This window comes from Streptomyces sp. NPDC030809, from assembly GCF_055572195.1.
Genome location: NZ_JBVIDV010000023.1, coordinates 126,513 through 150,983 on the forward strand (window position 1 = coordinate 126,513; position 24,471 = coordinate 150,983).

Genomic DNA, 24,471 nt, shown 5'->3' on the forward strand with positions numbered 1-24,471 from the left:
CGCCGGCCCCGGTCAGGGGCAGTTCGCGACCGCGCTGCGGATCCGCTCGCCCGTCGAGGCGTGCTGGATCTTGCACTCGTCCTGGCCGGGACCGCCGTCCACCTGGCCGTAGCCGGGGCCGATGACCAGCTGCGAGTCCTGCTTGCCGCGGATCTTGTCCCGGCCCGGACCGCCCTGGATGATGCCCGAGGACTCCATGCCGACGGACTTCGGCTCGATGACGTCGTCCTCGCTGCCGCCGATCACCCGGCCGCCGAGGTCCACCGTCCCGGTGGTGATGCGGTCCGAGCCGTCGTTGCCGAAGACCTGGCCGCCGCCGCGCTGGTACTGGCCCGGCTGGCCGAGGACGCTGCCCGTCGTGATCGTGTCGTCGCCGTGGTCCCCGCGGACCTCGGCCCCGTGCTCGGCACTGCCCCACACCAGGGCGGTGATGATGGTGTCGTTGCCGGCATCGCCGCGCACCATGGAATTCCCGTGGGTGGGGGCCAGGTTGTTCACCTGGATGGTGTCGTCGCCTTCGCCGCCGAGCACCATGGAGTCGACGATCATCCCCTTGACCCGGATGTTGTCGTTCCCGCCGGCGCCCCAGATCACGGCGTTCTCGACGTCGTTCTCGCACAGGATCGTGTCGGGGCCCGAGGTGCCCTGCACCATGCGGCCGGGCGGGGCCTCGACACCGTTGACGTAGCACCAGTGGACCGGCAGGTCCGGGTCCGCGGCTTGTGCGGGGGAGGCGCAGACCAGCCCCGCCGCGACGATGGATGTGGTCAGGACGTGCAGGGCTGCGCGGAGGTGCGCAGGTCGCATGGGGACTCCCTGAGGGGTTCGGGTGCGGCGCGCGGGGAGTGCGCCGTACGGGTGCGGTGCACCGGAGCGGCCCCGCGGCGCCTGCACCGCGGGGCCGCCGGCCGGTCAGCTGTTGATGCAGGTGTTGCCCGCGGCCGGGTTGAGCGCGCCGATCAGATTGACGGAGTTGCCGCAGATGTTGATCGGGATGTGCACCGGAATCTGGACGACGTTGCCCGACAGCACGCCGGGGGAGCCCACCGCAATGCCCTCGGCGTGCGCGTCGGCGACGGCGGAGCCGGTGGCGCCGATGACTCCGGCGGCGGCCAGGGCCAGGGCGGCGATGGTGGTACGGATGCGCATGTTCCACTCCCGGGTGAAGGGGGCTGGTTCGGACAGCGACGATGAAACCGCGGGGGCCCCGCGAGAGCCTGCATTGACCCGGTAGAGGGCGGGGCACCGGCTCACGTCGTGGGCCGCAGCCGGACCGCGGCGGGCTGGGCCGGGGCCGCCGCACCCGTGGTGACCTGCGCGGACACCGAGGAGCCCGGGTCCTCGGCGAGGGCGCTGCCGGCCAGCCAGGCCGACCAGGGCACGTTCCAGTCGCCGTAGCCGTTCCCGAAGGGAGCCATCGGCTCCCCGCCGCTGTTCACCACCTCGACCACGTCCCCCACGCGCACCGTGCGGAAGAACCACTCGGCGTCCTCCGTGCTCATGCCGGTGCAGCCGTGGCTGACGTTCTCCTCGCCCTGCGCCTCGACCGACCAGGGGGCCGCATGGACGTACTCACCGCTCCACGTCACCCGGGTGGCCCACAGCACCTTCAGGTCGTAGAACTCCCGGGTGCCCTTCTTGATGCCGACCGTGTCCCCCCGCATCCGCACCTTCGGCTCCTTGCGGAGCACCACCTTGACGCCGGTTCGGGTGCGGAAGCCGGCCTTCCCGGTGGTGACCAGAATGGTGCGCAGCAGGCGGCCGTTGCGGCGGACGGTCATCCGGTGGGCGGCCGCGTCCGTGACCGCCTCCACCCGGTCGGCGATCGTCAGCCGCAGCGGCTCGGAAGGACCCCCGTGCCGTCCGTGGCCGAACTCCACCCCGTCCAGGCCGCTGTGCACCCGGATCACGGTGTGCGCGGGCCAGTACGTGCGGGGCCGGTAGTGCAGGGTCTGGGCGTCCACCCAGTGCCAGGCCCCCTCGACCCGGGGCTCCGAGGTCACCCGCAGCGCCCGCTCCACCCGGGCCCGCGCGTCGCGGTCGGAGGCGGGCACGGGATGGCTGAGGTCGGCCGTCACGATCTGCCCGGCCCCGTACGTGCCCGGCCGGGGGCCGAAGGAGACGGTGAGCCGGTCCGAGTCGGCGGCGGGAGCCGTGGCGAAGGCCATCGTGGCACCGACCAGGGTGCCGGCCGGATTCTCGGCGCCGACGTGCACCGTGTACCTCTCGCCCGCCCGCAGCGGGTCGGTCGCGAGCCAGCGGCGGCCGTCGGGGCTCAACGCGCCGCCCAGATGGCGCCCGTGGCCGTCCCGCACCGTCACCTCGCCGAGCAGCCCGGCCCTGGCGAGGGCGATCTCGAACGGGCCCGCCGCGGAGGTCGGCAGCCCGGCGCCGAGCAGGGTCCGCGGGGCCCCGCCGGGCAGGGACTCGGGCAGCAGCCGGCCCGCGCCGCCGACCGTGGCGAGCACCGTCTGCTGCTGCCAGCCCGGGCACACCGCCGACCGGAAGGCCCCCACGGCGCAGGGCGCGGCGGCGGCCGCCGCGCCCCCGCCCTCCTGTCCGCCGTCCTCCGCGCCTTCCTCCGCCCCGTCCTCGTCCGGTCCGGTCCCGTCCGGTCCGGTGCCGTCCCGGCCGATGCCGTCCGGGCGGTGCGCGGCCGCCTCGGGTCCGGCTGCCAGGACCCGTCCGACCAGCAGGGCCACGGGGGCATGCAGCCGCCGGTTCTCCTGCTCCTCCAGCGAGTTGCCGCCCTCGGGCGCCCGGCCCGGCGCCGCGGCGACGACCAGCATGGCCCCCGTCACCGCGGCCGCCGCGCTCCACACCCCGGCCCGTCGTACCCGCGTCCTCGTCACGTTGCCCTCCCGCATCTGCCAAGGCCTCCGGCAGCATCAGACCGGTACCGGACCGAAAGGATGATCATGAACTCGGCCGGTGCGGCCGAACGGGGCACCGAAGAGGACTCGTACGGAGCAGCGGCCCGGCCCCGCACGCGCCGGCGCGGTCAACACGGGCACGCTCCGCACCCGTCCGCGCTCACTCGGCCGGGTGGAACTCCCGTACCCAGGAGGGAAGTCGGGCCGCATCCGCTACGGAACGCGGCCGCGCGAGCCGAAGGGTGTGGGCAGTCTCCGCCCGCAGCTCCCGAGGGGTCCACATGTCCGCAGTCCCACCGGCCCGGCCGGGCCGCCGGTGCGCCGCAGTGCTCCTCCTCGCCTTCGCCCTCATCCAGCCGGGCGGGGCCCGGGCCGCGCCCGCCGCCCCGGACCCCCGGACGGCGCCGGAACCCGGCTTCGGCCGCGCGGGGCGGGTCCTCACCGACCTGGCGGCGACCGAGGACGTACAGGACCTGGTGGTGCAGCCCGACGGGCGGATCCTCACCGCGGGGACCCGCTGGGCCGCGGGCGGAGCCGGGGACTTCGCGCTGGTCCGGCACCGGCCCGACGGCACCCCGGACCCCGCCTTCGGGAAGGCCGGGGTGGCCCTCGCCGACCTCGGCGGGGACGACGTGGCCGACGGCGCGGCCGTACAGCCCGACGGCCGGATCCTCGTGGTGGGCCGCAGCTCCGGGCCGGGCCGCGGCTGCTGCCGGTTCGCGGTGGCCCGGCTGCTGCCCGACGGCCGTCCCGACCCGGGCTTCGGCACCGCCGGCCGGGTGCTCGCCGCCTTCGCAGGGGCGGGCACCGCCGAGGCGCACGCGGTGGCGGTGCAGCCGGACGGCCGGATCGTGGTGGCGGGCCGGGCCGGCCATGGCTTCGCGCTGCTCCGGCTGCGGCCGGACGGCACGCCGGACCCGGAGTTCGGCCGCGGCGGCCGGGTGGTCACCTCCTTCCCGCGCGGCGGGGCGAGCGCCTACGACCTGGTGCTCCGCCCGGACGGCGGGATCCTTGCCGTGGGCCAGTCCGGCTTCGCCGCACCGGAGTTCGCGGCCGACTTCGCACTCGCCGGCTACCGGCCCGACGGCACCCTCGATCCCGCCTTCGGGTCCGGCGGCCGGGTCACCGCCGACTCGGGTGCCGAGGACGGGCTCCGCGGGGCGGCCTTGCAGCCCGACGGACACCTGGTCGCCGCGGGGTACGCCGGACCCTCCGCGGCCCTGCTCCGCTTCCGCCCCGACGGCACCCTCGACCCGGCCTTCGGGAGCGGTCCCGGCGCCGCCGGCGGGGGAGCCGTACCGCCGCCCTTCGCCCGGGCCTACGACGTGGCGGTCGGGCCCGGCGGGCGCATCCTCACCGCGGGCCGGACGGCCGCCGGCTTCACCGTCTCCCGCCACCTGCCCGACGGCAGGCCGGACCCCTCCTTCGGGCCCGGCGGCCGCCTCGCCCCCCGCCTCGTCCCCGGTCGCTACGAGGAGGCCCGCGCCGTGGCCGCCCTCCCCGACGGCACCGCCCTGGCGGCCGGCATCAGCGGCAACGACCGCGCCCTCACCCGCCACCGCCCCCCGGCCCGGCCACCCCTGCCCCGACCCGAGGCGGCCCTGACCCCCGCCGGGGGCGTCGGCGCCCGCACCGCACCCGCACGCCCCGGCACGCCGCCCCCGCCGCCCCCGCCCGCACTCCGGCGGGCCGCGACCGTACGCGCCCCGGCCGCGCCCGTCCCGGAGCGCGGGGACGCCGCTGCCGCACGTGCCCGCCCGACCTCGGCCGACGGGAACGCCGCGGACCGGTTGGGCGCCGCGGCTGTTCCGGTCGCAGCTGCTGAGGCGCCGCCTCCGGGGAGTTGGAGGGCCGTTCCCGGGGCGGGCGCCGCTGCTTTTGCCGTGCCCGGCTCCGCACGGCACGGCACCGCGGCCGCTCCGGCCGCTGCGATGGCATCTCCCGGCGGGCCGGGGGCCGTTCCCGAGATCGGGGCCGCTCCCGGCCGCACGGGCGACGGTCCCCGTGCGGCCGGACCCGCGGCCGCGCCCGCGCCTGTTCCCGCGCCCGTTCGGGAGGGCGCCGCCGCCCGCGCCGGCCTTCCGGTGCCGGGCCCGGGCCGGGAGCCGGAGGACGCCGAACCGGGCTTGCCGCCCTGCGCGTTCACGGTCGGGCGGGCCGTCCCCGCGGGCGGGGCGGGAACGCTCGGGCTTAACCCGCTCCGATGGCTTCCTTAAGGCGGGCTCAAGATCTCCGGGGCGTGGGGCGAAGCGGACGGATGTCCGGTTTGTGCTCGCTAGCGTGCTGCCCGGTCCTCCACCCCCGCACCGCAGAGGCAGGCACACCATGGGCAGCAACACACACCGCCGCAGGGCAGGCGGCAAGGCGAAGGCGGCCGGGGCCGTCGCGCTCGCGGCGGCCGTCGGCGGCGTCGCAGTCGCCCTCACCGGCACCGCACAGGCCGCCTCCGTCGGCGCCGTGTTCACCCGGGCGAGCAGCTGGAACTCCGGCTACACCGGCCAGTACGTCATCACCAACCGCGGCACCGAGCCGCTCGCCGACTGGACCCTGGAGTTCGACCTGCCCGCAGGCACCTCGCTCGCCTCCCTCTGGAACGGCGAACGCACCGTGCAGGGCCGCCACGTGACCGTCCGGCCCCCGCAGTGGGACCGGCAGGGCATAGCCCCCGGCGCCTCGCTCACCGTCGGGTTCGTCACCTCCGCCGACCGCTCCCCGGGCAACCCCACCGGCTGCCTCATCAACAAGGAGAAGTGCTCCGCCGGATCCGGCAGCACCCCCGAGCCCGGCGGCCGCCCCACCACCAAGCCGACGGTCCGGCCGACCGCCACCCCCACCGTCAGGCCCACCGCGAAGCCCACCCCCACGGCCAAGCCGACCGCCACCGGCAAGCCCACCCCCGAGCCCACCGCCACCCCCACCCGGCCGCCCGGCGGGGGCACCGCCTTCGCCCCGTACGTGGACACCTCGCTCTACCCGGCGTTCGACCTCCTCGGTGCCGCCGCGCAGACCGGCGTCAAGGAGTACACCCTCGCCTTCGTCACCTCCGGCGGCGGCTGCACCCCCCGGTGGGGCGGGGTGAGCGACCTCGGCTCCGACCGGGTGGCCTCGCAGATCGGCGCGCTGCGCGCCAAGGGCGGGGACGTCCGGGTCTCCTTCGGCGGGGCGGCCGGCTCCGAGCTCGGGCTCGTCTGCCGGTCGGCGGCCGAACTCGCGGCCGCCTACGGCAAGGTCGTGGACGCGTACGGGCTCACGAAGGCCGATTTCGACATCGAGGGCGCGGCGCTCCCCGACACCGCCGCCAACACCCGCCGGGCGCAGGCCATCGCCCTCCTGCAGAAGGAGCACCCCGGTCTCGACGTCTCCTTCACCCTCCCCGTGATGCCCGAGGGCCTCACCCAGCCGGGCATCGACCTCCTCGCCGACGCCAAGCGCAACGGGGTGGCGGTCTCCGCCGTCAACATCATGGCGATGGACTACGGTCCGGCGTACAGCGGGGACATGGGCGGCTACGCCGTCCAGGCCGCGACCGCGACCCAGGCCCAGGTCAAGGGGGTGCTCGGGCTCTCGGACGCCGCCGCGTGGAAGAAGGTCGCCGTCACCCCGATGATCGGAGTCAACGACGTGGCGAGCGAGGTGTTCACCGTCGAGGACGCCGGACAACTCGCCGCCTTCGCCCGCACCAAGGGCCTCGCCTGGCTCTCCATGTGGTCCGGCGCCCGGGACCGGCAGTGCCCGGGCGGGGCGAAGAACCAGGCCGACCCGACCTGCTCCTCCGTGCTCCAGGCCCCGTTCGCCTTCACCAAGGCGTTCGCCGCCCGCGGCTGACACCCGTCCCACTCCCGCCCCACTCCCGTCCGACGCCCGCCCCACTCCCGTCCGACGCCCGTCCGACGCCCGTCCGGCGCCCGTCCGGCGCCCGGCCGCCGGGATCCGCGGGGCGCCCCCCACACAGGGGCGCCCCGCATCCGGCCGTGCAAGGGTGTTCCCCTGCGGAGGGCCCGCCTCCTACGGTCTGTCCTGCACGGATCGGACCGGGAGGCAGCGTGACGCAGGACCTGAACATCGGAGAGCTCGTGGCCGCGATGAAGGCGGTCGACGAGGCGGGCCGGCTCTTCGAGGAGTCGCTCGCCGTGTACGAGGGGCGCGGCCTCCAGCGCAACGGCGACGACTACAAGGTGGCCGGCGGAGCCGTCCAGACCCTCCAGGGCGCGGAGGAGATGGCCCGCGGCACCCGCAAGTTCCTCGCCGAACTGGCGCTGGTCGCCGGCTACGCCACCGCCGGGTTCACCGACCGCGCCGAGCGCGGGCTCGCACTGGCGCGCACCGGGTTCATCGGCATGTCCGGCGGCGGCGCCCGCATGGCCCGCCCCCTGCTCGACCCGACCGTGGTGGCCCTGCACCTGCTCCTCGCCACGGGCTTCTTCGACCCGGACTTCACCGGGGAGATCGAGGAGGTCCTGCGCGCCGAGAAGGCCACCTACCCCGACCCGTCCATGTTCCGCGCACCGGCCGGCCTGGACCCGGAGGGCGCGCCCCTCCCCGGCTGACCGGATGCGCGGGGTCGGGGCGCCGGCCGGGCGCCCCGGCCACCCGTCACGCGTCCGCGGCCGCCGGCCCCGCCGCGTCCGGCCACACCCCGATGTGGTCCTGCTCCAGCTCCAGCATCACCCGGTGCTCCATCCGCAGCGCCGCGGTGTACTCCGCGGGCAGCTGGAGCCGGCCCGCGCGGTCGAGCATCGCGTACTCCCGTGCCACCAGGGCCTCCTGGCCCTCGGCGTCCACCTCCGTACGCCGCAGCACCTCGGAGGAGGTACGGCCGTCGCGGATGGCCACCGTCCGGCGGACCTCCTCGGCCACGGCCTGGTCGTGCGTCACGATCACGATGGTCGTGCCGAGCTCCTCGTTGGCCCGGCGGAAGGCCGCGAAGACCTGCTCCCCGGTCGCCGAGTCCAGCTCGCCCGTCGGCTCGTCGGCCAGCAGCACGGACGGGGAGTTGGCCAGGGCCACGGCGATCGCCACCCGCTGCTGCTGCCCGCCGGACAACTGCACCGGACGGCGGTCGGCGCACTCGGCGATGCCGAGCATCCCCAGCAGGTCCTGCGCCCGCGCCGCCATCTGCGCCTTCCGGGCCCGCCCGCGGCCGCGCAGCTGCATCGGCAGCGCCACGTTCTGGGCCGCCGTCAGGTAGGGCAGCAGGTTGCGGGCCGTCTGCTGCCAGACGAAGCCGACCACCTCGCGCCGGTAGGCCAGCCGCGCCCGGGCGTCCATCGCCAGCAGGTCCCGCCCGGCCACCTTCGCCGCACCCGCCGTCGGCACGTCCAGACCGGCGAGGATGTTCATCAGCGTGGACTTGCCGCTGCCGGAGGCCCCGACCAGGGCCATCAGCTCGCCCTCCTGCACCAGCAGGTCCAGACCCTGGAGGGCCTGCACCTCCACCCCGTCGGTGGTGAAGATCCGCACCAGCCGGTCGCACGCGATCAGCGCGTCGTGGCCGTACGAGGGCCGGTCCCGGTGGGCCGCGGCCCGCCGCTCCAGCTCACCGAGGCTCGGCTGCACGGCCGCCGTGGTGTCCGTCATCGTCCGTCTCCTGCTCTGAGTTCCGTGATCGATCCGCGGCGTCCCGCCCACCAGGCCTGTCCGGCCGCCACCGCACCCGCCAGCACCACGACGGCCCCCGCGGGCAGCACCAGCGACCAGGCATCGGCCGTCAGCCCCGGCCCGTCCACCGCGACCAGGTCCGGCGCGGCGGCCAGGGCGAGGCGGGGCAGGTCGATGCCCGGGGCGAGCAGGGCGACCGTCGCCCAGCCGACCAGCAGCCCGCCGCCGGACGCCAGCAGCGCCTGCGGCAGGGCCTCCAGGCCCAGCAGCCTGCGGCCCTGAGCGGTGGTCAGGCCCATCGTCCGCAGCCGGGCCAGCAGGGCGGTCCGCTCCCGGGAGGACTGCAGCAGGGCCAGGACCAGCGCGATCACCCCGAAGCCGGTCCCCGCGGCCGTCGCGGCCGAGTAGATCCGCGCCGCCCCCTGCTGGAGCGGGGAGTCGGTGAGCTGAGCCCGGGCCTCGCTGCGGACCCGGACCGCGAGGTCCCCGCCGTGCTCGCCCGCCGCCGCGCGCAGCGCCGCCGCGGACAGCCCGGAACCCGACACCAGCAGGGCCGTCGGCGGCTGCGGCCTCAGCCGGGACGCGTCCAGCAGCAGGAACCCGGAGCGGGGCGCGGCGGGCGTGTGCTCCACCACCGCCGTGATCCGTACGGTGACGTCCCCGCCCCGGGTGTTCAGCACCTGGGGCCCGCGGCCGAGCCGGTGGGCCACGTCGGGGGAGGCGACCGCGTCCAGCACCCGGCCGGCGCCGCCCAGCTCCCCGGCCGAGAAGGCGCCGATGCCGAGCCGCCCCGACAGCCGCGCGTACGCCTGCGGTTCCACCGCGACCACGGTCAGCGGCTGCGCCTGCGTGACCCCGCCGCTGTACAGGCGGGCGGTGCGCTCCACCCGGACCGCCGCCACGTCCCGCACCCCCGGCACCCCCCGTACCGCCCGGTCCGTGCCGGCCGGCAGCGGGACGCCCTCGCCTGCCGAGGCGACCAGGGCGTCGGCGCCCGTGGTCAGCAGGGCCGCCCGGTCCCGGGTCTCCGAGATCCCCGCCAGCACCGAGCCGCCGAAGGCCGCGGTGGTCAGGGCGATCAGCAGGGCCAGGACCGGCAGGGCGCCGGTGGCCGCCGACCGGCCGGCCCGCGCCAGCGACAGGAAGGCCACGGCGCCGCGCAGCCGCCCGGCCGGCCGGGCCAGCCAGCGCAGCGGCAGCGGGTAGAGCCGTACGAGGACCAGGGCGGCGATCAGGCCGACCAGCACCGGGGCGGCCGTCACCAGCAGGTCGCCCCCGTCGGCGGCGCCGCGCTGCCGCAGGGCCGCGACCGACCCGGCGGCCAGCGCCAGCACCGTCAGCTCGGCGACCGTGCGCCGCCTGCCGGGCCGGGCCCGCACCAGGTCCTCGCGCCCGCCGCGCGGCTGCGGCCTGCGGTGCCGGACCGCGGCCCGCAGCGGCAGCACGGCGCAGGCCACCAGGGCCACCCCGGCCGCGCCCAGCACGGCGGGCAGCAGCCGGGCCCCGGGGACGGCGTACACCGCCGCCAGCAGGCCGGCGGCCGCCGCGGGCAGGGCGATCACGGCGGTCTCGCCCAGCAGCCGCCCGGCGATGCCCGCCAGCGAGCCGCCGCGCGAGCGCAGCAGGGCGAGTTCGGCGGTGCGGCGGGCCAGCGCGAGGCCGCCCGCCATGGCCAGGACCACCGCGGCGACGGCTCCGACCCCGAAGACGGCGACGGCCACCAGCCGGCCGATCGCCGCCCGCATCGCGAGGTGCTCGCCGAGGACCTCCTCCAGCCCGGTGGTCAGCGCGGCGGTGTCCCCGGCCACGGCCCGCAGCCGCAGCAGGTGGGGGCCGCTCTCCAGCGAGGCCAGCCGGTCCAGCAGCGCGCCGGTGTCCCGCCCCGTCAGCTGCCGCCCGTCGGGCGCGAAGTGCCAGTAGCGCTCCGGCATGGCCCGCAGTTCGGTGGCGAGCAGCGCGGGCGCGGCGCCGGGGGCCAGCAGCAGGCCGCCCTCCCAGTAGAACGTCGGGGGGACGCCCGCCTTCGCGGGCAGGGCGCGCAGGCCGGGCGTGCGCAGCAGCGGATCGGCCGACCAGTAGGACGCGTCGGGACGGTGCGGACGGACGATCCCGGTGACCCGGACCGCGAGGCCGGCCGGATCGCCCGGCCCGCCGCCGAGGTGCACCACGGAGCCGGCCCGCAGGTGCAGGGCCCGGGCCATCTCCTCGGTGGCGGCGGCCTCCACCTCGCGAGTGCGGGCGGTCACCTCCGCTGCGGCGGCGGGCAGCCGCCCGGAGCGCAGGGAGCCGTGCGCGGCCACGTCCGACTGCGCGTAGAGGGTGAAGCGGGGCGGCACCGCGTTCGGCCGCGGCAGCCACGGGTCGGAGGCGACCAGGGCACCGCGGCTGCGCACCCCGTACGCCGACTGCTCCCGGTCCGCGCGCAGCGGGGCGGGCAGCACGGCCAGGGCCGCCCGGTGGGTGTCGCCGAGGGCCCGCGGCCGCAGTTCCCGCTCGCGGACCTCCTGCGGGTCCTCCAGCCCCGGCTGCGGGGCGACCAGTTCCAGCACGCTCGTGTCCGGACGGGCGGCGGCGAGCTCCCGGCGCAGCCCCTCGGTCTCGTACGCGTCCACCGCCCGCGGGAGCACCGCGGCGAGGAAGGCCGAGACCAGGACGAGGACCCCGAAGGCGAGGGCGGCGCCGGGGGCGGCGCGCAGCCGGGTGCGCACCCAGGGGGCGACGGTGCGGTGCCGGGCCGGGGCGGGGCCGGTCTGCGGGGCGGGGCCGGCCGCTTCGGGGTGTCCGGCGGATCGGTCGGCCATGTCAGTTCTCCCCCTGGTGGCGGAGCGAGACCGCCGGGTCGGTGCGGCGGACCGCGACGGCGGCGGTGAGCAGCAGCGGCACGGCCGCGACCCCCGCGAGGAGCAGGGCCACCTGGGGCACCGGGAGTTCGACGAGGACCCCCGGCACCGGGGCGGCGGCCTGCGAGGTCAGCACGACCAGCGGGACCACGGCCCGGGCCAGTGCCGTCCCGAGCGCGGTGCCGGCGAGCAGCCCGACGGCGATCAGCACGCCCTGCTCAGCGGCCACCATCCGGGCCAGTCCCTTCTGCGGTGCGCCCAGCGCCCGCAGCACCGCGATCTCGGCGGAACGTTCCCGCAGCGAACCGGCCGCGCTCACCCCGAAGCCGACCGCGGCCAGCAGCGCCGCGGCCACCGCCACCGCCAGCAGGGCGGCCCGCGGACCGGCGCCGAGCGGATCGCCCAGCAGCGCGGCGGCCGCCTCCTCCCGTACGAGCACCTGCCCCGGCTCGGTGCCGGGCCGCGCCCGCAGCGCTCCGGCCAGGGCGGCGCTCCGGCCGGGGGCGGCGCTCAGCCACCACTCGGTCGCGGGCAGCGGGGTGCCCGCCTTGCGGATCAGAGCCGTGTTGACCGCCCGCAGGTCCACGAGGAGTGCCCCGCCGTCCCCGGCCCCGGGCGGGCCCGGTGCCTCCGCGGCGGCCGGGCCGCCGGTCGGCAGCTGCCGGACCGCCTTGACGACCGTCACCCGAAGGTTCTGGCCGGACAGGGTCACGTCGAGCTCCTGGCCGGGCCGGGCTCCGGCGGCACGCAGGAAGGCGTCGGTGGCGACGGCCGCCACCTGCCCCCGGACGCCCGGGCGCTCGGGGTCGAACCGGACGGAGAACCGCGAACCGGGCTGCGCCTCCAGACCGGTCTGGTACGCCATGTCCAGCAGGGCCGAGCCGTCGGAGGCCCCCGGCACCAGCCGGATCTCCGGGTCCCGGTCTCCGAAGCCGGTACTGCGCGCCGCGCCCTGCCACGTGAGCTTCCGGGGTGCGCGCACCGGGCGCAGCGGGCCCCGGCCGTCCGAGGCCAGCAGCCGTTCCACCCGCAGCCGGTGGAACTCCGTGCGCGTGTCCGGACCGGCGCCGGCCAGCCGTACGCCGGCCAGCTCCACCACGCCCGGATCCGCCGCCCGGGCGCCGCGGCTGCCGGCAGCGGCGCCGCGGAGGTCCACGGTGACCGTGTGCGGGCGCCCGTCGACGGGCACCTTCCCGGCCTCGGCCCGGTGTACGAGCCCGTGCCGGTCGGCGAGCAGCAGCGACACCTCCGCCGAGAGCCCGGCGGGGGACCGGCCCGCGGGCGCGTGCTCGGCCGACAGGCGTAGGTCGAGGGCGAGCTTCCGCGTGCCCGCGGGCAGCGGCAGCACCGGCCGGATCAGCTCCGGGTCCGGTGCCACGGCCCGCAGGACCCCCGCGGGTCCGCCGTCCGCGAGGTCCGGGCGCAGCAGCAGGCGCTCGTCCGCGTGCGCCGTGTCCAGGGCGAGGACGGTGGCGGAACGGCCGCCGGGCAGGTCGGTGGCCGCCCGGTGGGCGGGCGCCACGGCCCGGACCCCGGGGGCGGCCGCGTACTCGGCCGAGCGGCCGAGACCGCCGGGCCGGCTGTCCAGCACGCGGACGGATGCGCCGGTGCGGAAGTCGGCCTGGTCGTGCTGCGAGCGGTCCCACGAGGCGCCCTGCCCGATGGCGAGCATGCCCATGGACACGGCGAGCACCAGCAGCAGCACCGGACCGGCGCCGCGCAGCGGGCGGCGGCTGAACTGCCAGCCGGCCAGCGCCGCCACCAGGCCCCGGCCGCCGGCCGCGCGCCGTTCCGCGAGCCGGGCCGCGGGCGGCAGCAGCCGCAGCGTCAGCACCGTGCCCGCGAGCAGGGCCAGCGCGGGCGCCGCCACCAGCAGCGGGTCCACCCCGAGGTCCCCCTCGCGGTTGCCGCTCAGCACCCCGCCGCCGGTACCTGCCGCCCCGCCGGTCTGCCGCTGCAACTGCCAGTACGCCACGGCCGCGACGAGCAGCAGCGCCACGTCGGCCCCGGCCCGGACCGGCGCGGGCAGCGCCGCGCTCCGGCCCCGCCGCAGGCGCACCGCCGCCCCGGCCGCCGCCAGCGCGGGCGAGACCACGGCCACCGCACAGCAGGCGGCGACGCCCGCGGCCACCAGCCACACCGGCCACGGGGGCAGCACCCCGATCCGCAGGCCGGCGCCCGAACCCAGCGAGCCGGGGGTGAACGTACGGGCCAGCGGCCCCGCGAGCAGCGGGGCGACGGCCGCGGCCGGGACCGCCAGCAGCAGGGCCTCCGCCGCGGCGAGTCCCGCGATCCGGCCGCGCGAGGCGCCGCGGGCCCTCAGCAGTCCCGTCTCGCCCGCACGTTCGGTGCTCAGCAGCCGGGCCACGAGCAGCAGGGCGTACCCGGCGAGCAGCACCAGCTGCACGGCCACCATGAGCAGGGTGGAGCGGGCCACGAGCAGGGCGCGTTCGGTGCGCTCCAGCACCGCGGGCAGCCCGGTCGTCGCCGTCGCCGTACCCGCGAACGCGGCATGCTTCCCGAGCCGTTCGGGGCCCTCGGTGGCGGCGGTCCGCAGGGCTCCGATCCGGTCGGTGGTCAGGGTGGAGTAGTCGGCGGCGGCCACCCAGCCCGTGGTGCCCTCCGCGGTGCGGCCCGAGGCGAGCACCGAAGGGTCGGCGAGCAGGGGGCCGTACGTGGTGAACAGGACCCTGCGCACGCCGCGGCCGCCGAGCGGATCCAGCTGCCAGTACGGGTCGGAGCTGTCGGCCGCCTCGTACACGCCGGTGACCAGCACGGTCAGGGGGGTGCCGGCCAGCCGGTCGGTGAGCGGGATCCGCATGCCCGGCCGGACCTTGAGCAGCTGCGCCGCCACCGAGGGCAGGGCCACCGGCACCGGCCGGCTGCGGTCCGCGGGGGCCGGCCCGGGCAGCGCGCCGGACACCAGCCGGACCCGCGACGGGTCCAGGGCGGCGAGGTGGGTCAGGTCCGGATCGCCCGCACGGTCCTCGGGCGCCCGCAGCGAGGCCGGCAGGGCGTACGGGCCGGACCGCTCCATCTTCCGCAGGGCGACCGGGAGTCCGCCGAAGGTCTCGCGGGCGCCCCGGACGGCGGCCTGCTGCGCGGCCTCCCGGCGTGCGAGGGGCACGTCGGCGCTGATGAACAGCGCGGCGGAGGCGGCGGCCCGGCCGCGCAGCGTCTCGCGCAGTGCGGCGTCGCCGACCGCCCCGGAGAACGCGGCGAGGGCCGCGAGCACACATGTCGTCAGCAGCACGGCGAGCAGTGCGGCGGCGAGCAGCAGCCGGTGCGCGCTCGCACGCAGAAAAATGAACCCCGTCACGAAAACTACCCGCCCCCGTACCCTGCCCCGCTCGGTACGGCTTTCTATCAGGAATCCGCTCTGTGCAACACACCATCCGATAACCGGAATGTCCGCCTCGTGCCGAACCGTTGCCCCCCGCCCGGCCACCTGCACATACTGGGCGCCGACCGAGGGACGTACGGGGGGCACGGCGATGACGGAGCACGGCGGGACGCGCACGGGCGCGGAGCCGGGGGCCGCGCAGGGGGCGGCGCAAGCGGGTACGGCGCCGGTTGCGCAAGCGCGGGCGGGCACCGCCGTGCCCGGCGGGCCGGCCGGCGGACCCATGGTCAGGGTGACGGACCTGCACCGCTCCTACGGCACCGGGCCCGCAGCCGTCCACGCCCTGCGCGGGGTCTCCTTCGACATCGCGCGCGGCGAACTCGTCGCCCTCAAGGGCCGCTCCGGCTCGGGCAAGACCACGCTGCTGAACCTGGTCGGCGGACTGGACACCGCGGACGGCGGCCGGATCGTCATCGACGGCACCGAGCTGACCGGGCTGAACGAGGACGGGCTCCTGGAGCTGCGCCGGGACCGCATCGGTTTCGTCTTCCAGGGCTTCGGGCTGATCCCCATCCTCACCGCGGCGGAGAACGTCGGGGTGCCGCTGCGGCTGCGGAAGGCGGACCCGCGCGAGCGCGAGGAGCGGGTGGCCCTGCTCCTGGCGCTCGTCGGGCTCGGAGACCACGCCGGGCAGCGCCCCGACGAGCTCTCCGGCGGCCAGCAGCAGCGCGTGGCCATCGCCCGCGCCCTCGCCAACCGGCCGAAGCTGCTGATCGCGGACGAGCCGACCGGGCAGCTCGACGCCCAGACCGGCCTGGCCGTGATGGAGCTGCTGCGGTCGGTGGTGCGCAGCGAGGGCACCACCGCACTCGTGGCCACCCACGACCCGCAGCTGCTGGGCCTGGCGGACCGGGTGCTGGAACTGCGGGACGGCGAGATCACCGAACACCGAGCGGGCGCCTGACAGTCGCAAGCGAACAGGACTCAACACCGGGACCGGGCAGGGCCGGCCGCCCCGCCCTCAGCCCGCCGGGGAGCCGCCCGGGGCGGCCGCCGGGGCGATGAGCAGCTCCCCGGCCTCCTCGGCGAGGACGGCCCGCGCCGGCTCGGGCAGCCCCTCGTCGGTCACGAACCAGTCGGCCTGCCGCAGGGCGGCGAACCCGCTGAGGCCGACCACCCCCCACTTGCTGTGGTCGGCGACCACCGCCGTGCGGCGGGCCGAGGCGATCAGCGCCCGGTTGGTCTGCGCCTCCGCGAGGTTGGGCGTGGTCAGCCCGGCGCGCTCGCAGACCCCGTGCGCGCCGAGGATCAGCAGATCGGGGTGGAGCGAGCCGATGGCGAGGTCGGCGAGCGGCCCCACCAGGGCCGCCGAGGGGGTGGGGGAGCCGCCGGTCAGCAGGAGGGCGGGGGCCGCCCCGCCGCGCTCCCGGGCCGCGGCCCGGACCAGGTCCGCCACCGGCAGGGAGTTGGTCACGACGGTGAGCTGCGGGACGTCCAGCGCGAGCAGCCGGGCCGCCACCGCGTACGCCGTCGTGCCGGCCGAGACCGCCACCACGCTGCCCGGTTCCACCAGGGCGGCGGCCGCGGCGGCGATGGCCGCCTTCGCCGCCTCCTGCAGGCCCGACTTGGCCTCGAAGCCCGGCTCCTCGCCGCTCGCCGCCGTGCCGGCGGCCACCGCGCCGCCGTAGACCTTCTCCACCGCGCCGCGGCGGGCCAGCGCGTCCAGGTCCCGGCGGATGGTCATGTCCGAGACGCCCAGCTGCCCGACGAGCTCGGCCACCCGCACCGCGCCGTCCCGGCGCACCGCCGCGAGGATGAAGGCCCGCCGCTGGTGGGCCAGTTGCGCTGCCTGCTCGGCCACGGAAGCACTCCTGGGGTCGGGGAGGAAGGGGCCTCAACCTAACACGATCGATTCTGTTGAATTGTATGCGGTGTTGTTTATTCTTGGCGGGTGAAGAAGAGCATCACGAAACTCGCCGACGGTCGTGAGCTGATCTACTACGACTCCGCCGAGGACGCCGTACGCCACGCCCCCGACCTGCGCCCCCTCGACCCCGTGCACAGCAGCCCCCAACTGCGCCGCGACGAAGCCACCGGCGACTGGATCACCATCGCCTCCCACCGGCAGGCCCGCACCTACCACCCGCCCGCCGACGCCTGCCCGCTGTGCCCCTCGCGGCCCGGCCGGCCCAGCGAGATCCCCGAGTCCGACTACGAGGTCGTCGTCTTCGAGAACCGCTTCCCCTCCCTCTCCGGGGAGGCGGGCCGCTGCGAGGTCGTCTGCTTCACCCCCGAACACGACGGCGCCTTCGCCGGGCTCACCCCGGACCGGGCCCGCCTCGTCCTCGACGCGTGGACCGACCGCACCGCCCACCTGTCCGCCCTGCCCGGGGTGGAGCAGGTCTACTGCTTCGAGAACCGCGGGGCCGAGATCGGGGTGACGCTCAGCCACCCGCACGGCCAGATCTACGCCTTCCCCTTCGCCACCCCGCGGACCGCCAAGATGACCGCCGCCGCGCAGGCCCACCGGGACGCGACCGGGCGCAACCTCTTCGAGGACCTGCTCGCCGCCGCCCGCACCGCCCCCGAGCGCATCGTGGCCGCCGGGGAGCACTGGACCGCCTTCGTCCCGTACGCCGCCCGCTGGCCCTACGAGGTGCACCTCCACCCGCACCGCCGGGTCCCCGACCTCACCGCGCTCACCGAGGCCGAGCGCGCCGAATTCCCCTTCCTCTACCTGGACGTGCTGCGCGCCTTCGACCGGCTGTTCGCCACTCCCGGCGCCGGCACGCCCCCGGCCCCCACCCCGTACATCTCGGCCTGGCACCAGGCCCCGCGCCACGGCGGCGGGGAACTCGCCCTGCACCTCCAGCTGTTCACCATCCGCCGGACCGCCGACAAGCTCAAGTTCCTCGCCGGCACCGAATCCGGCACCGAGGCCTTCATCAACGACGTGAGCCCCGAGGCGGCGGCGGAGCGACTGCGCGGGGCGCTCGCATGAGCCGCCCCGCCGCCGCCCCCGCCGACGGCGGTCCCGAAGCGGACCGCGCGACCTTCCGGCAGCTCTTCGGCCACCCGCCCGCCGGCACCTGGGCCGCCCCCGGCCGGGTCAACCTCATCGGCGAACACACCGACTACAACGACGGGTTCGCCCTCCCCATCGCCCTCCCGCAGACCACCCGCGTGACGGCCCGCCGCCGCACGGACGGCCTGCTGCGCCTGCACAGCACCCGCAGCGGGGGAGAGGTCACCGAACTGGACACGGCCGGCCTCGCCCCCGGCGCGGTCTCCGGCTGGGCGTGCTACCCCGCCGGGGTGGTGTGGGCCCTGCGCGAGGCCGGCCACCGGATCGGGGGCGCCGACCTGCACGTCGACAGCACCGTCCCCACCGGGGCCGGGCTCTCCTCCTCGGCCGCGCTCGCCTGCGCGGTGGCCCTCGCCTACGACGAACTCCACGGCCTGGACCTGCCGCGCCCCGCCCTCGCACGGATCGCCCAGCGCGCGGAGCACGCCTTCGCCGGGGTCCCGTGCGGGATCATGGACCAGACGGCCTCCCTCTGCTGCACCGCAGGAGCCGCCCTGCACCTCGACAGCCGCAGCCTCCTCCTGCGGCAGGTCCCCCTCGACCTCGCGGCCGGGGACCTCGCCCTCCTGGTCGTGGACACCCGCGTCGCCCACGACCTCGCCGACGGGGCGTACGCCGCCCGGCGCGCGGGGTGCGAACGCGCGGCGGCCCTCCTCGGCCTGCCCGCGCTGCGCGACCTCCCCGCGGCCGGACTCCCCGGAGCCCTGGAGCTCCTGCCGCCCGAACTGGTGCCGCCGGTACGCCACGTGGTGACCGAGAACGCCCGGGTCGCCGAGGCCGTGGCCCTCCTCGAAGCGGGGGACCCGGCCGCGCTGGGCCCCGTACTGACCGCCGGACACGCCTCGCTGCGCGACGACTACAAGGTCTCCTGCCCGGAGGCCGACCTGGTCGTGTCCACCGCCCTGGCCGCCGGCGCCCTCGGCGCCCGGATGACCGGCGGAGGCTTCGGCGGGTCGGTCGTCGTCCTCGCACCGGCCGCCGGAGCGGAGGAGGTGGCCGGGGCGGTGGCCGGGGCCTTCGCCCTGGCCGGCCACCGCCCTCCTGCGGTCCACCGGGCCGCGCCGGGCCCGGGCGCGCGGCGGGTGGCCTGACCGGGGCTCGTCCGGGGACCGGGGACCCCGCCCGGTCCCCGCTCCCCGCACACGGGAGGGGCCGGACGCCGCCCCTCCGCTCGGCTCTGCCCGGCTCAGCTCAGCGTCTTCAGCGAGTCCGCGTCGTACGGGGCCAGCTCCTCGAAGCGGCCGGCGAGCACCTTCGCCGCCCACTCGGGGTCCTGGAGCAGGGCCCGTCCGACGGCCACCATGTCGAACTCCTCGCGCTCCATGCGGTCCAGCAGCTCGTCGATGCCGTTCACCGGGGAGCCCTCGCCCATAAACGCGCCGATGAAGTCGCCGTCGAGGCCGACCGAGCCCACCGTGATCGAGGGCTTGCCGGTCAGCTTCTTCGTCCAGCCCGCGAGGTTGAGGTCCGAGCCCTCGAACTCCGGGATCCAGTAGCGGCGGGTGGATGCGTGGAAGGCGTCGACACCGGCGGCGGCGAGCGGGTTCAAGATCGCCTCCAGCTCCTCCGGGGTCCCGGCGAGCCGCGCGTCGTACGCCTCCTGCTTCCACTGCGAGTAGCGGAAGATCACCGGGAACTCGGGGGAGACGGCCGCGCGGACCGCCTCCACGATCTCGGCCGCGAAACGGGTGCGGGCCACGGGGTCGCCGCCGTAGGCGTCGGTGCGCCGGTTGGTGCCCGACCACAGGAACTGGTCGAGGAGGTAGCCGTGCGCCCCGTGCAGTTCCACCCCGTCGAAGCCGATGCGCTCGGCCGCGGCGGCGGCCTCCGCGAAGGCCCCGATGACCTCGTCGAGGTCGGTACGGGTCATCGCCCGCCCGGTGCCCTCGGTGCCGTCGAGGCGCAGCCCGGAGGGGCCGACCGCGGGAGCCTCCGCGAACGGCGGCTGGCCCTCCTTGCGGACCATGCCGATGTGCCACAGCTGCGGCACGATCGTGCCGCCGGCCGCGTGCACGGCCTCGGCGACCTTCGCCCAGCCGGCCAGCTGCTCTTCGCCGTGGAACCGCGGCACCCGGTCGCTCTGCCCGGCCGAGGCGTGGCCGACGTACGTGCCCTCGGTGACGATCAGGCCCACGCCCGCGGCGGCGCGCCGTGCGTAGTAGGAGAGCACGTCCTCACCCGGGACCCCGCCCGGGGAGAACATGCGCGTCATCGGCGCCATGGCGATGCGGTTGGGGACGGTCAGGCCGTTCAGCGTGAGGGGGCGGGACAGGATCTCGGCCGCGCGGGAGACGGCGGGCGCAGTGACGGTCACGAGGGTGCTCCTCCTTGGAACCGGACTTCGGAACGGCGGGGAACCCGGATCTCGGCCGCGTGTCCCCTGGGTGCGTGTACGCCTCAGCCCTCCGGCGGCCCGCGGCATTCCGCCCGCACCCCCCGCAGCGCTGTGATCCCGGCCACTCCGCGGGGTGCCGGGACCGGCCCCGGCCGGGACGGACCGCCCCGATAGCATCGATGGCCGAGAAACGATCTTGGGAGGGCCCCGGCATGACCGCACACCCCAGCTTCCTCGTCCTGCCCGGCTACGAGGGATCCGGGCCCGAGCACTGGCAGAGCCGGTGGGAGGCGGCCGACCCGGCGTTCCGGCGGGTGGAACAGGCGGACTGGGACCGTCCGGTGCTCCGCGACTGGCTGGACGAGCTGGACGCGGCGGTGGCCGCCGCCGACCCCGCCCGCCCGCTGGTGCTCGTCGCCCACAGCCTGGGCTGCGTCCTGACCGCCCACTGGGCGGCCGAGCGGGCCGCCCGGGCCGGCCGGACGGTGGCCGGGGCCCTGCTGGTGGCGCCCCCGGACATCGAACGGGCGGGAGTGGCGGCACTGGACGGCTTCTGCCCGGTCCCGCTGAAGCCCCTGCCCTTCCCGGCCCTCGTGGTCGCGAGCTCGGACGACCCCTGGTGCACGCAGGAGCGCTCCGAGGAGTTCGCGGCGGCCTGGGGCGCCCGGCTCGTGGTCGCCGGGGCGCACGGCCACCTCAACTCCGCCTCCGGACTGGGCGACTGGCCCGAGGGCCGCGAACTCCTGGCCGGACTCCCCGGCTGACGGCAGGGCCGGCGCCGCGGGCTGGGTACTGTGCAGACCGGGCGGGCACCGCCCGCGAGCGCCGGGAACGAGGAGGCCGAGGTGCAGGACCAGGGCGAGGAGGCGGGTGCGGCCACCGGGGACGGCACCCCCACCGTGCTGATCGTCGACGGGGCGAACGTCGTGGGGTCGGTCCCGGACGGCTGGTGGCGGGACCGCAAGGGGGCCGCGGAACGCCTCCGGGACCTGCTGGCCCGGCGGCAGGCCGGGGAGGAGATCCTCCTCGTGGTCGAAGGCGCCGCCCGCGGGGTGGCATCCGTACCCGGCGTACGGGTCGTGGACGCGCCCGGCGAGGGCGACGACACGATCGCCGGACTCGCGGCCCGGTACGCCGACCGCGACTGCGTCGTGGTCACCGCCGACCGCGCCCTGCGCGAGCGGGTCCGCCCCCTGGGCGTGCGGTGCGCCGGACCGCGCTCGGTCCGCCCGGCCGGCTGACCCCGCCCGCCGCGCCGGGCCGCGCGCACCTCCCGGCCGCACGGCCCGACCGCGGCCCACGGGCCCTGCATCATGGGGAGCATGGACAGAATCGACCTCCACATCCTGCGGGAGCTGCAGCAGGACGGCCGGCTGAGCAACCAGGAGCTCGCCCAGCGGGTCGGCCTCAGCGCCTCGCCGTGCATGCGGCGGGTGCGGCAGCTCGAACAGGACGGGGTGATCCAGGGCTACCGGGCCATCGTGGACCCGGAGGCGGTGGGACGCGGCTTCGAGGTGCTGGTCTCCATCGAGGTGCGCCGCGACCGCGAGACCGTCGAGGCCTTCGAAGCGGCCCTCCAGGACATCCCCGATGTCATCGAGGCCTACCGGCTGTTCGGCAGCCCGGGCTGCGTGCTGCGCATCGCGGTCGCCGACCTCGCCGCGTACGAACGGCTGTGGATCGAGCGGCTGACCACCCTGGCCGGGGTCACCGAGGTCAACTCGCAGATCATCATGAAGCGGATCAAGGAGCCGCGGGGGCTCCCGGTCGAACGGCAGTAGGGCAACCCGGTTGACGGTCCGGGAGCCGGAGGGTTTCCTGCTGCGATGAGTGATCTTCGCATCGAGCGGGTGACCGCCACCGACGAGACCGCCCTCGGCGACTGGCGGTCCGTCCACAACGCGGTCGTCCCCACCGCCCCGCTGTCCCTCGAAGAGGTGAGGGAACGGGCCGGCCGCAACCGGCTCGACGTCGCCTACGAGGACGGACTCCTCGTCGGCTGCTCCACGGTCCGGCCGCCCGCCGACGGATCCCCCGCGGCCACCGTGATCGCCCGCATCCTCCCCGCGCACCGCCGGCGGGGCCTGGGCACCGAGCTGTACGCGCACGCCCTCGGAACCGCCCGGCTCATGGGCGCCGAGGACGTGGAGACCTGCGTCCTGGCCGCCAACGAGGACGGACTGGAGTTCGCGGCCGCCCGCGGCTTCGTGGAGGTGGAACGGTACGTGCTGCCCGGGGACACCATCCCCTTCGTGGACCTCCGCCTCGCCTGAACAGGCGGCGGAACCCGCTCCCGGCAGGCCGTACGGCATGCTGGTCCGGTGTCCTCGATACCCACCCGGCCCTTACCGCCCCCGCCGTCCGGACCCCCGGGACGGATGATTGTCTGCGGGGACGACGGACTCGCGCGCCGGCTCGCCGCCGAACTCCGGTACGTCTACGAGGAGCACGTCGTGCTCGTCATGCCGGCCGAGCACGCTCCGCAGCTCGGCCCGGCGCGCGAACCCCGCTTCGGCAGCGGGCTGTTCGGGCGCGGAGCGCCGGGCCGGCCGGGCCCGGCCCGGATGCGGACGGCCACGCCCGGCCCGCCCTCGGCCGCCCCCCTGCCCGAACTGCGCCTCGTCGAGGCCGAAGAGGCCGGGGAAACGGTCCTGGCGGCCGCCGGGGTGGCGGACGCCGCCGCCCTCGCCCTCGTCTACGAGGACGACGAGGCGAACCTGCGGGCCGCCCTCCTGGCCCGCCGGCTCAACCCCCGGCTGCGCCTGGTGATCCGGCTCTACAACCGCAAGCTCGGCCAGCACCTGGAGGCGCTGCTCGACCAGGCGGCCATCCTCGCCGAGCCCGGCCTCGACCTGCGCGACCCGGACTCCGGGACCACCGTGCTCTCGGACGCCGACACGGCGGCCCCCGCACTCGCCGCCAGCGCCGTCGCCGGCACCAGCAAGGTCGTCCAGGCCGAAGGGCTGCTGCTGCGCGCCGTGGAGCGCACCCCCGCCGAGCCGGGCCGGGTCGCCGACCCCGGCCTGTGCACCCTGGCCCTGCTCTCCTCCACCGCCGAGGACCCGGCGGGCGCGGAGGGTTCGGAGACCAGCGGGGAGGGCGGTCCGCAACTGCTGCCGGACGACCGGGCGGTGGCCGCCGCCGCCGGCCGGCGGATCGTCGCGCTGGAAGCCGTCACCCACCAGGGCGCGGACGGTCGCGCCCCCGCCTGCGACCGGCCGTCCTGCCCGTGGCCTCGCTGTTCTCGCGGCGGCTGCGCTGGGCCCTGGGCGGGCTCGCGGGGGCCGTCGCGGCCCTCGCGCTCGCCTCCTGGCTCACCACCGGCGACCACCCGCTGCACGCCTCGTACATCACCCTGCTCGACATCTTCGCCATCAACGACCCGGCCACCGGCATGCCGACCCAGCGCCAGGTCCTCCAACTGCTGGCCGGGCTGGTCGGCCTCCTGCTGCTGCCCGTGCTGGTCGCGGCCGCGTTCGAGGCGCTCGGGGCCTTCCGCACGGCGACCGCCCTGCGCCGGCCGCCCCGCGGCCAGTCCGGGCACGTGGTCCTGCTCGGCCTCGGCAAGATCGGGACCCGCGTGCTGGCCCGGCTGCGCGAGCTGAAGATCCCCGTGGTGTGCGTGGAGAGCGACCCCGGGGCCCGCGGCCTGGCGCTCGCCCGCAGCCTGCGGGTCCCGGTGGTCATGGGCGACGTGACCGAGGAGGGCGTGCTGGAGGCCGCCAACGTGCACCGGGCGCACGCCCTGCTCGCCCTGACCAGCTCGGACACCACCAACCTGGAGGCGGCCCTCTACGCCCGTGCCGGCAACGGCGGCATCCGTGCCGTACTGCGCCTGTACGACGACGAGTTCGCCACCGCCGTCTACCGCACCCTGCGCGCGGCCCACCCCGCCGCGCTGACCCGCAGCCGCAGCGTGACCTTCATGGCCGCGCCCGCGTTCGCCGGAGCCATGATGGGGCGTCAGATCCTGGGCGCCATACCGGTGGAGCGGCGGGTGCTGCTCTTCGCCGTGCTGGAGGTGTCCGCGCACCCGCTGCTGGCCGGCCGCACCGTGGCCCAGGCCTTCCACCCCGGCTCCTGGCGGGTGATCGCCCTCGATCCCGCCGCCCCCGGCGAACGGCGCACCGACCCGCGGGCCGCGCGCACCGGACCCGCCCGGGAGCTGGTCTGGGCCCTGCGCCCGGAGTACGTGCTCGGGCCCGACGACCGGGTGGTCATCGCCGCCACCCGGCTCGGCCTGGCCGAACTCCTCGGCCGCCGCCGCACACCGGCCCCGGGCCACCGCAGCTGACCTCCGCGGACCCGCGCTCCGGTCGCCGGACTCCGGCGGGGCGCGGGGGCGGGCCCGATCGGGTGGCCGCCGGGCCGGCCCTGCCGCGCCCCGCCCGCCCGGC

At 77.0% G+C, this 24,471-nt stretch carries 18 protein-coding genes and 1 pseudogene; 11 read left to right on the plus strand and 8 right to left on the minus strand.

Annotated elements, in window-relative coordinates; all coding sequences use genetic code 11:
• Positions 1-12: 12 nt before the first annotated feature.
• From ACZ407_RS27515 to ACZ407_RS27525, 3 genes are all read right to left on the minus strand, one after another.
• A complete protein-coding gene (locus ACZ407_RS27515) occupies positions 13-807 on the minus strand; it encodes a hypothetical protein (RefSeq protein WP_468132799.1) in 795 nt (264 codons plus the stop codon).
• 105 nt (positions 808-912) lie between these two features.
• Positions 913-1,149 (minus strand): chaplin, encoded by a 237-nt coding sequence (locus ACZ407_RS27520; RefSeq protein ID WP_468132801.1) that lies wholly within the window; start codon positions 1,147-1,149, stop codon positions 913-915.
• Between the two features lie 101 nt (positions 1,150-1,250).
• Positions 1,251-2,852, minus strand: coding sequence for a L,D-transpeptidase (locus ACZ407_RS27525; protein WP_468132803.1), 1,602 nt, complete (start codon positions 2,850-2,852; stop codon positions 1,251-1,253).
• A 302-nt stretch (positions 2,853-3,154) separates the two neighbouring features.
• On the opposite strand from ACZ407_RS27525, the gene ACZ407_RS27530 reads away from it, so the two are divergent.
• From ACZ407_RS27530 to ACZ407_RS27540, 3 genes are all read left to right on the plus strand, one after another.
• Complete coding sequence (locus ACZ407_RS27530; protein WP_468132805.1) at positions 3,155-5,089, plus strand: hypothetical protein; 1,935 nt, start codon at positions 3,155-3,157, stop codon at positions 5,087-5,089.
• Positions 5,090-5,198: 109 nt separating this feature from the next.
• Positions 5,199-6,698 (plus strand): cellulose binding domain-containing protein, encoded by a 1,500-nt coding sequence (locus ACZ407_RS27535; protein ID WP_468132807.1) that lies wholly within the window; start codon positions 5,199-5,201, stop codon positions 6,696-6,698.
• Positions 6,699-6,916: 218 nt separating this feature from the next.
• The gene (locus ACZ407_RS27540; protein ID WP_468132809.1) at positions 6,917-7,420 is read left to right on the plus strand and encodes a hypothetical protein; all 504 of its coding nucleotides are present in this window, start codon (positions 6,917-6,919) and stop codon (positions 7,418-7,420) included.
• A gap of 46 nt (positions 7,421-7,466) precedes the next feature.
• On the opposite strand, the gene ACZ407_RS27545 is transcribed toward ACZ407_RS27540, so the two are convergent.
• From ACZ407_RS27545 to ACZ407_RS27555, 3 genes are read right to left on the minus strand one after another with little or no spacing between them, the layout of a single operon-like run.
• Positions 7,467-8,450: an ABC transporter ATP-binding protein gene (locus ACZ407_RS27545; RefSeq protein WP_468132811.1), complete on the minus strand. Its 984-nt coding sequence runs from the start codon at positions 8,448-8,450 to the stop codon at positions 7,467-7,469.
• Positions 8,447-11,272 carry an ABC transporter permease gene (locus ACZ407_RS27550; RefSeq protein WP_468132813.1) on the minus strand — a complete coding sequence of 942 codons (2,826 nt, stop codon included), beginning with the start codon at positions 11,270-11,272 and terminating at the stop codon, positions 8,447-8,449. The genes ACZ407_RS27545 and ACZ407_RS27550 overlap by 4 nt, the downstream gene beginning before the upstream one ends.
• 1 nt (position 11,273) lies before the next feature.
• Entirely contained in the window at positions 11,274-14,630 is a 3,357-nt protein-coding gene (locus ACZ407_RS27555) for an ABC transporter permease (protein WP_468132815.1), read from the minus strand.
• A 307-nt stretch (positions 14,631-14,937) separates the two neighbouring features.
• Here ACZ407_RS27555 and ACZ407_RS27560 point away from each other — a divergent pair, with 307 nt between their 5' ends.
• On the plus strand, positions 14,938-15,618 hold the full coding sequence (locus ACZ407_RS27560; protein ID WP_468132817.1) for an ABC transporter ATP-binding protein: 681 nt from the start codon (positions 14,938-14,940) through the stop codon (positions 15,616-15,618).
• 57 nt (positions 15,619-15,675) lie between these two features.
• Here the strand turns inward: ACZ407_RS27560 and ACZ407_RS27565 are convergent, their stop codons facing one another.
• Positions 15,676-16,515, minus strand: a complete 840-nt coding sequence (locus tag ACZ407_RS27565) for a DeoR/GlpR family DNA-binding transcription regulator (RefSeq protein WP_468132819.1) — start codon at positions 16,513-16,515, stop codon at positions 15,676-15,678.
• A gap of 90 nt (positions 16,516-16,605) precedes the next feature.
• Here ACZ407_RS27565 and galT point away from each other — a divergent pair, with 90 nt between their 5' ends.
• Positions 16,606-17,655, plus strand: coding sequence for a galactose-1-phosphate uridylyltransferase (galT, locus tag ACZ407_RS27570; RefSeq protein WP_468132821.1), 1,050 nt, complete (start codon positions 16,606-16,608; stop codon positions 17,653-17,655).
• Positions 17,652-18,830 carry a galactokinase gene (gene galK / locus ACZ407_RS27575; protein WP_468132823.1) on the plus strand — a complete coding sequence of 393 codons (1,179 nt, stop codon included), beginning with the start codon at positions 17,652-17,654 and terminating at the stop codon, positions 18,828-18,830. The genes galT and galK overlap by 4 nt, the downstream gene beginning before the upstream one ends.
• Positions 18,831-18,925: 95 nt before the next feature.
• Here galK and ACZ407_RS27580 read toward each other — a convergent pair whose 3' ends face one another.
• On the minus strand, positions 18,926-20,053 hold the full coding sequence (locus ACZ407_RS27580) for an NADH:flavin oxidoreductase (RefSeq protein ID WP_468132825.1): 1,128 nt from the start codon (positions 20,051-20,053) through the stop codon (positions 18,926-18,928).
• A gap of 233 nt (positions 20,054-20,286) precedes the next feature.
• On the opposite strand from ACZ407_RS27580, the gene ACZ407_RS27585 reads away from it, so the two are divergent.
• The 5 genes and pseudogenes from ACZ407_RS27585 (at position 20,287) to ACZ407_RS27605 (ending at position 24,368) form a co-directional block, all read left to right on the plus strand.
• Positions 20,287-20,838 (plus strand): RBBP9/YdeN family alpha/beta hydrolase, encoded by a 552-nt coding sequence (locus ACZ407_RS27585; RefSeq protein WP_468132827.1) that lies wholly within the window; start codon positions 20,287-20,289, stop codon positions 20,836-20,838.
• An 81-nt stretch (positions 20,839-20,919) separates the two neighbouring features.
• On the plus strand, positions 20,920-21,315 hold the full coding sequence (locus tag ACZ407_RS27590) for a PIN domain-containing protein (RefSeq protein WP_468132829.1): 396 nt from the start codon (positions 20,920-20,922) through the stop codon (positions 21,313-21,315).
• Between the two features lie 81 nt (positions 21,316-21,396).
• Complete coding sequence (locus ACZ407_RS27595; protein ID WP_468132831.1) at positions 21,397-21,855, plus strand: Lrp/AsnC family transcriptional regulator; 459 nt, start codon at positions 21,397-21,399, stop codon at positions 21,853-21,855.
• 45 nt (positions 21,856-21,900) lie between these two features.
• Positions 21,901-22,347, plus strand: coding sequence for a GNAT family N-acetyltransferase (locus ACZ407_RS27600; RefSeq protein WP_468132833.1), 447 nt, complete (start codon positions 21,901-21,903; stop codon positions 22,345-22,347).
• Positions 22,348-22,452: 105 nt separating this feature from the next.
• Positions 22,453-24,368: pseudogene (locus ACZ407_RS27605) on the plus strand (potassium channel family protein).
• Positions 24,369-24,471: the final 103 nt, after the last annotated feature.

Coding starts and splice junctions, on each gene's coding strand:
- ACZ407_RS27515 (WP_468132799.1), bottom strand. CDS start 807: ATGCGACCTGCGCACCTCCGCGCAGCCCTGCACGTCCTGACCACATCC.
- ACZ407_RS27520 (WP_468132801.1), bottom strand. CDS start 1,149: ATGCGCATCCGTACCACCATCGCCGCCCTGGCCCTGGCCGCCGCCGGA.
- ACZ407_RS27530 (WP_468132805.1), top strand. CDS start 3,155: ATGTCCGCAGTCCCACCGGCCCGGCCGGGCCGCCGGTGCGCCGCAGTG.
- ACZ407_RS27535 (WP_468132807.1), top strand. CDS start 5,199: ATGGGCAGCAACACACACCGCCGCAGGGCAGGCGGCAAGGCGAAGGCG.
- ACZ407_RS27545 (WP_468132811.1), bottom strand. CDS start 8,450: ATGACGGACACCACGGCGGCCGTGCAGCCGAGCCTCGGTGAGCTGGAG.
- ACZ407_RS27550 (WP_468132813.1), bottom strand. CDS start 11,272: ATGGCCGACCGATCCGCCGGACACCCCGAAGCGGCCGGCCCCGCCCCG.
- ACZ407_RS27560 (WP_468132817.1), top strand. CDS start 14,938: ATGGTCAGGGTGACGGACCTGCACCGCTCCTACGGCACCGGGCCCGCA.
- galK (WP_468132823.1), top strand. CDS start 17,652: ATGAGCCGCCCCGCCGCCGCCCCCGCCGACGGCGGTCCCGAAGCGGAC.
- ACZ407_RS27585 (WP_468132827.1), top strand. CDS start 20,287: ATGACCGCACACCCCAGCTTCCTCGTCCTGCCCGGCTACGAGGGATCC.
- ACZ407_RS27595 (WP_468132831.1), top strand. CDS start 21,397: ATGGACAGAATCGACCTCCACATCCTGCGGGAGCTGCAGCAGGACGGC.
- ACZ407_RS27600 (WP_468132833.1), top strand. CDS start 21,901: ATGAGTGATCTTCGCATCGAGCGGGTGACCGCCACCGACGAGACCGCC.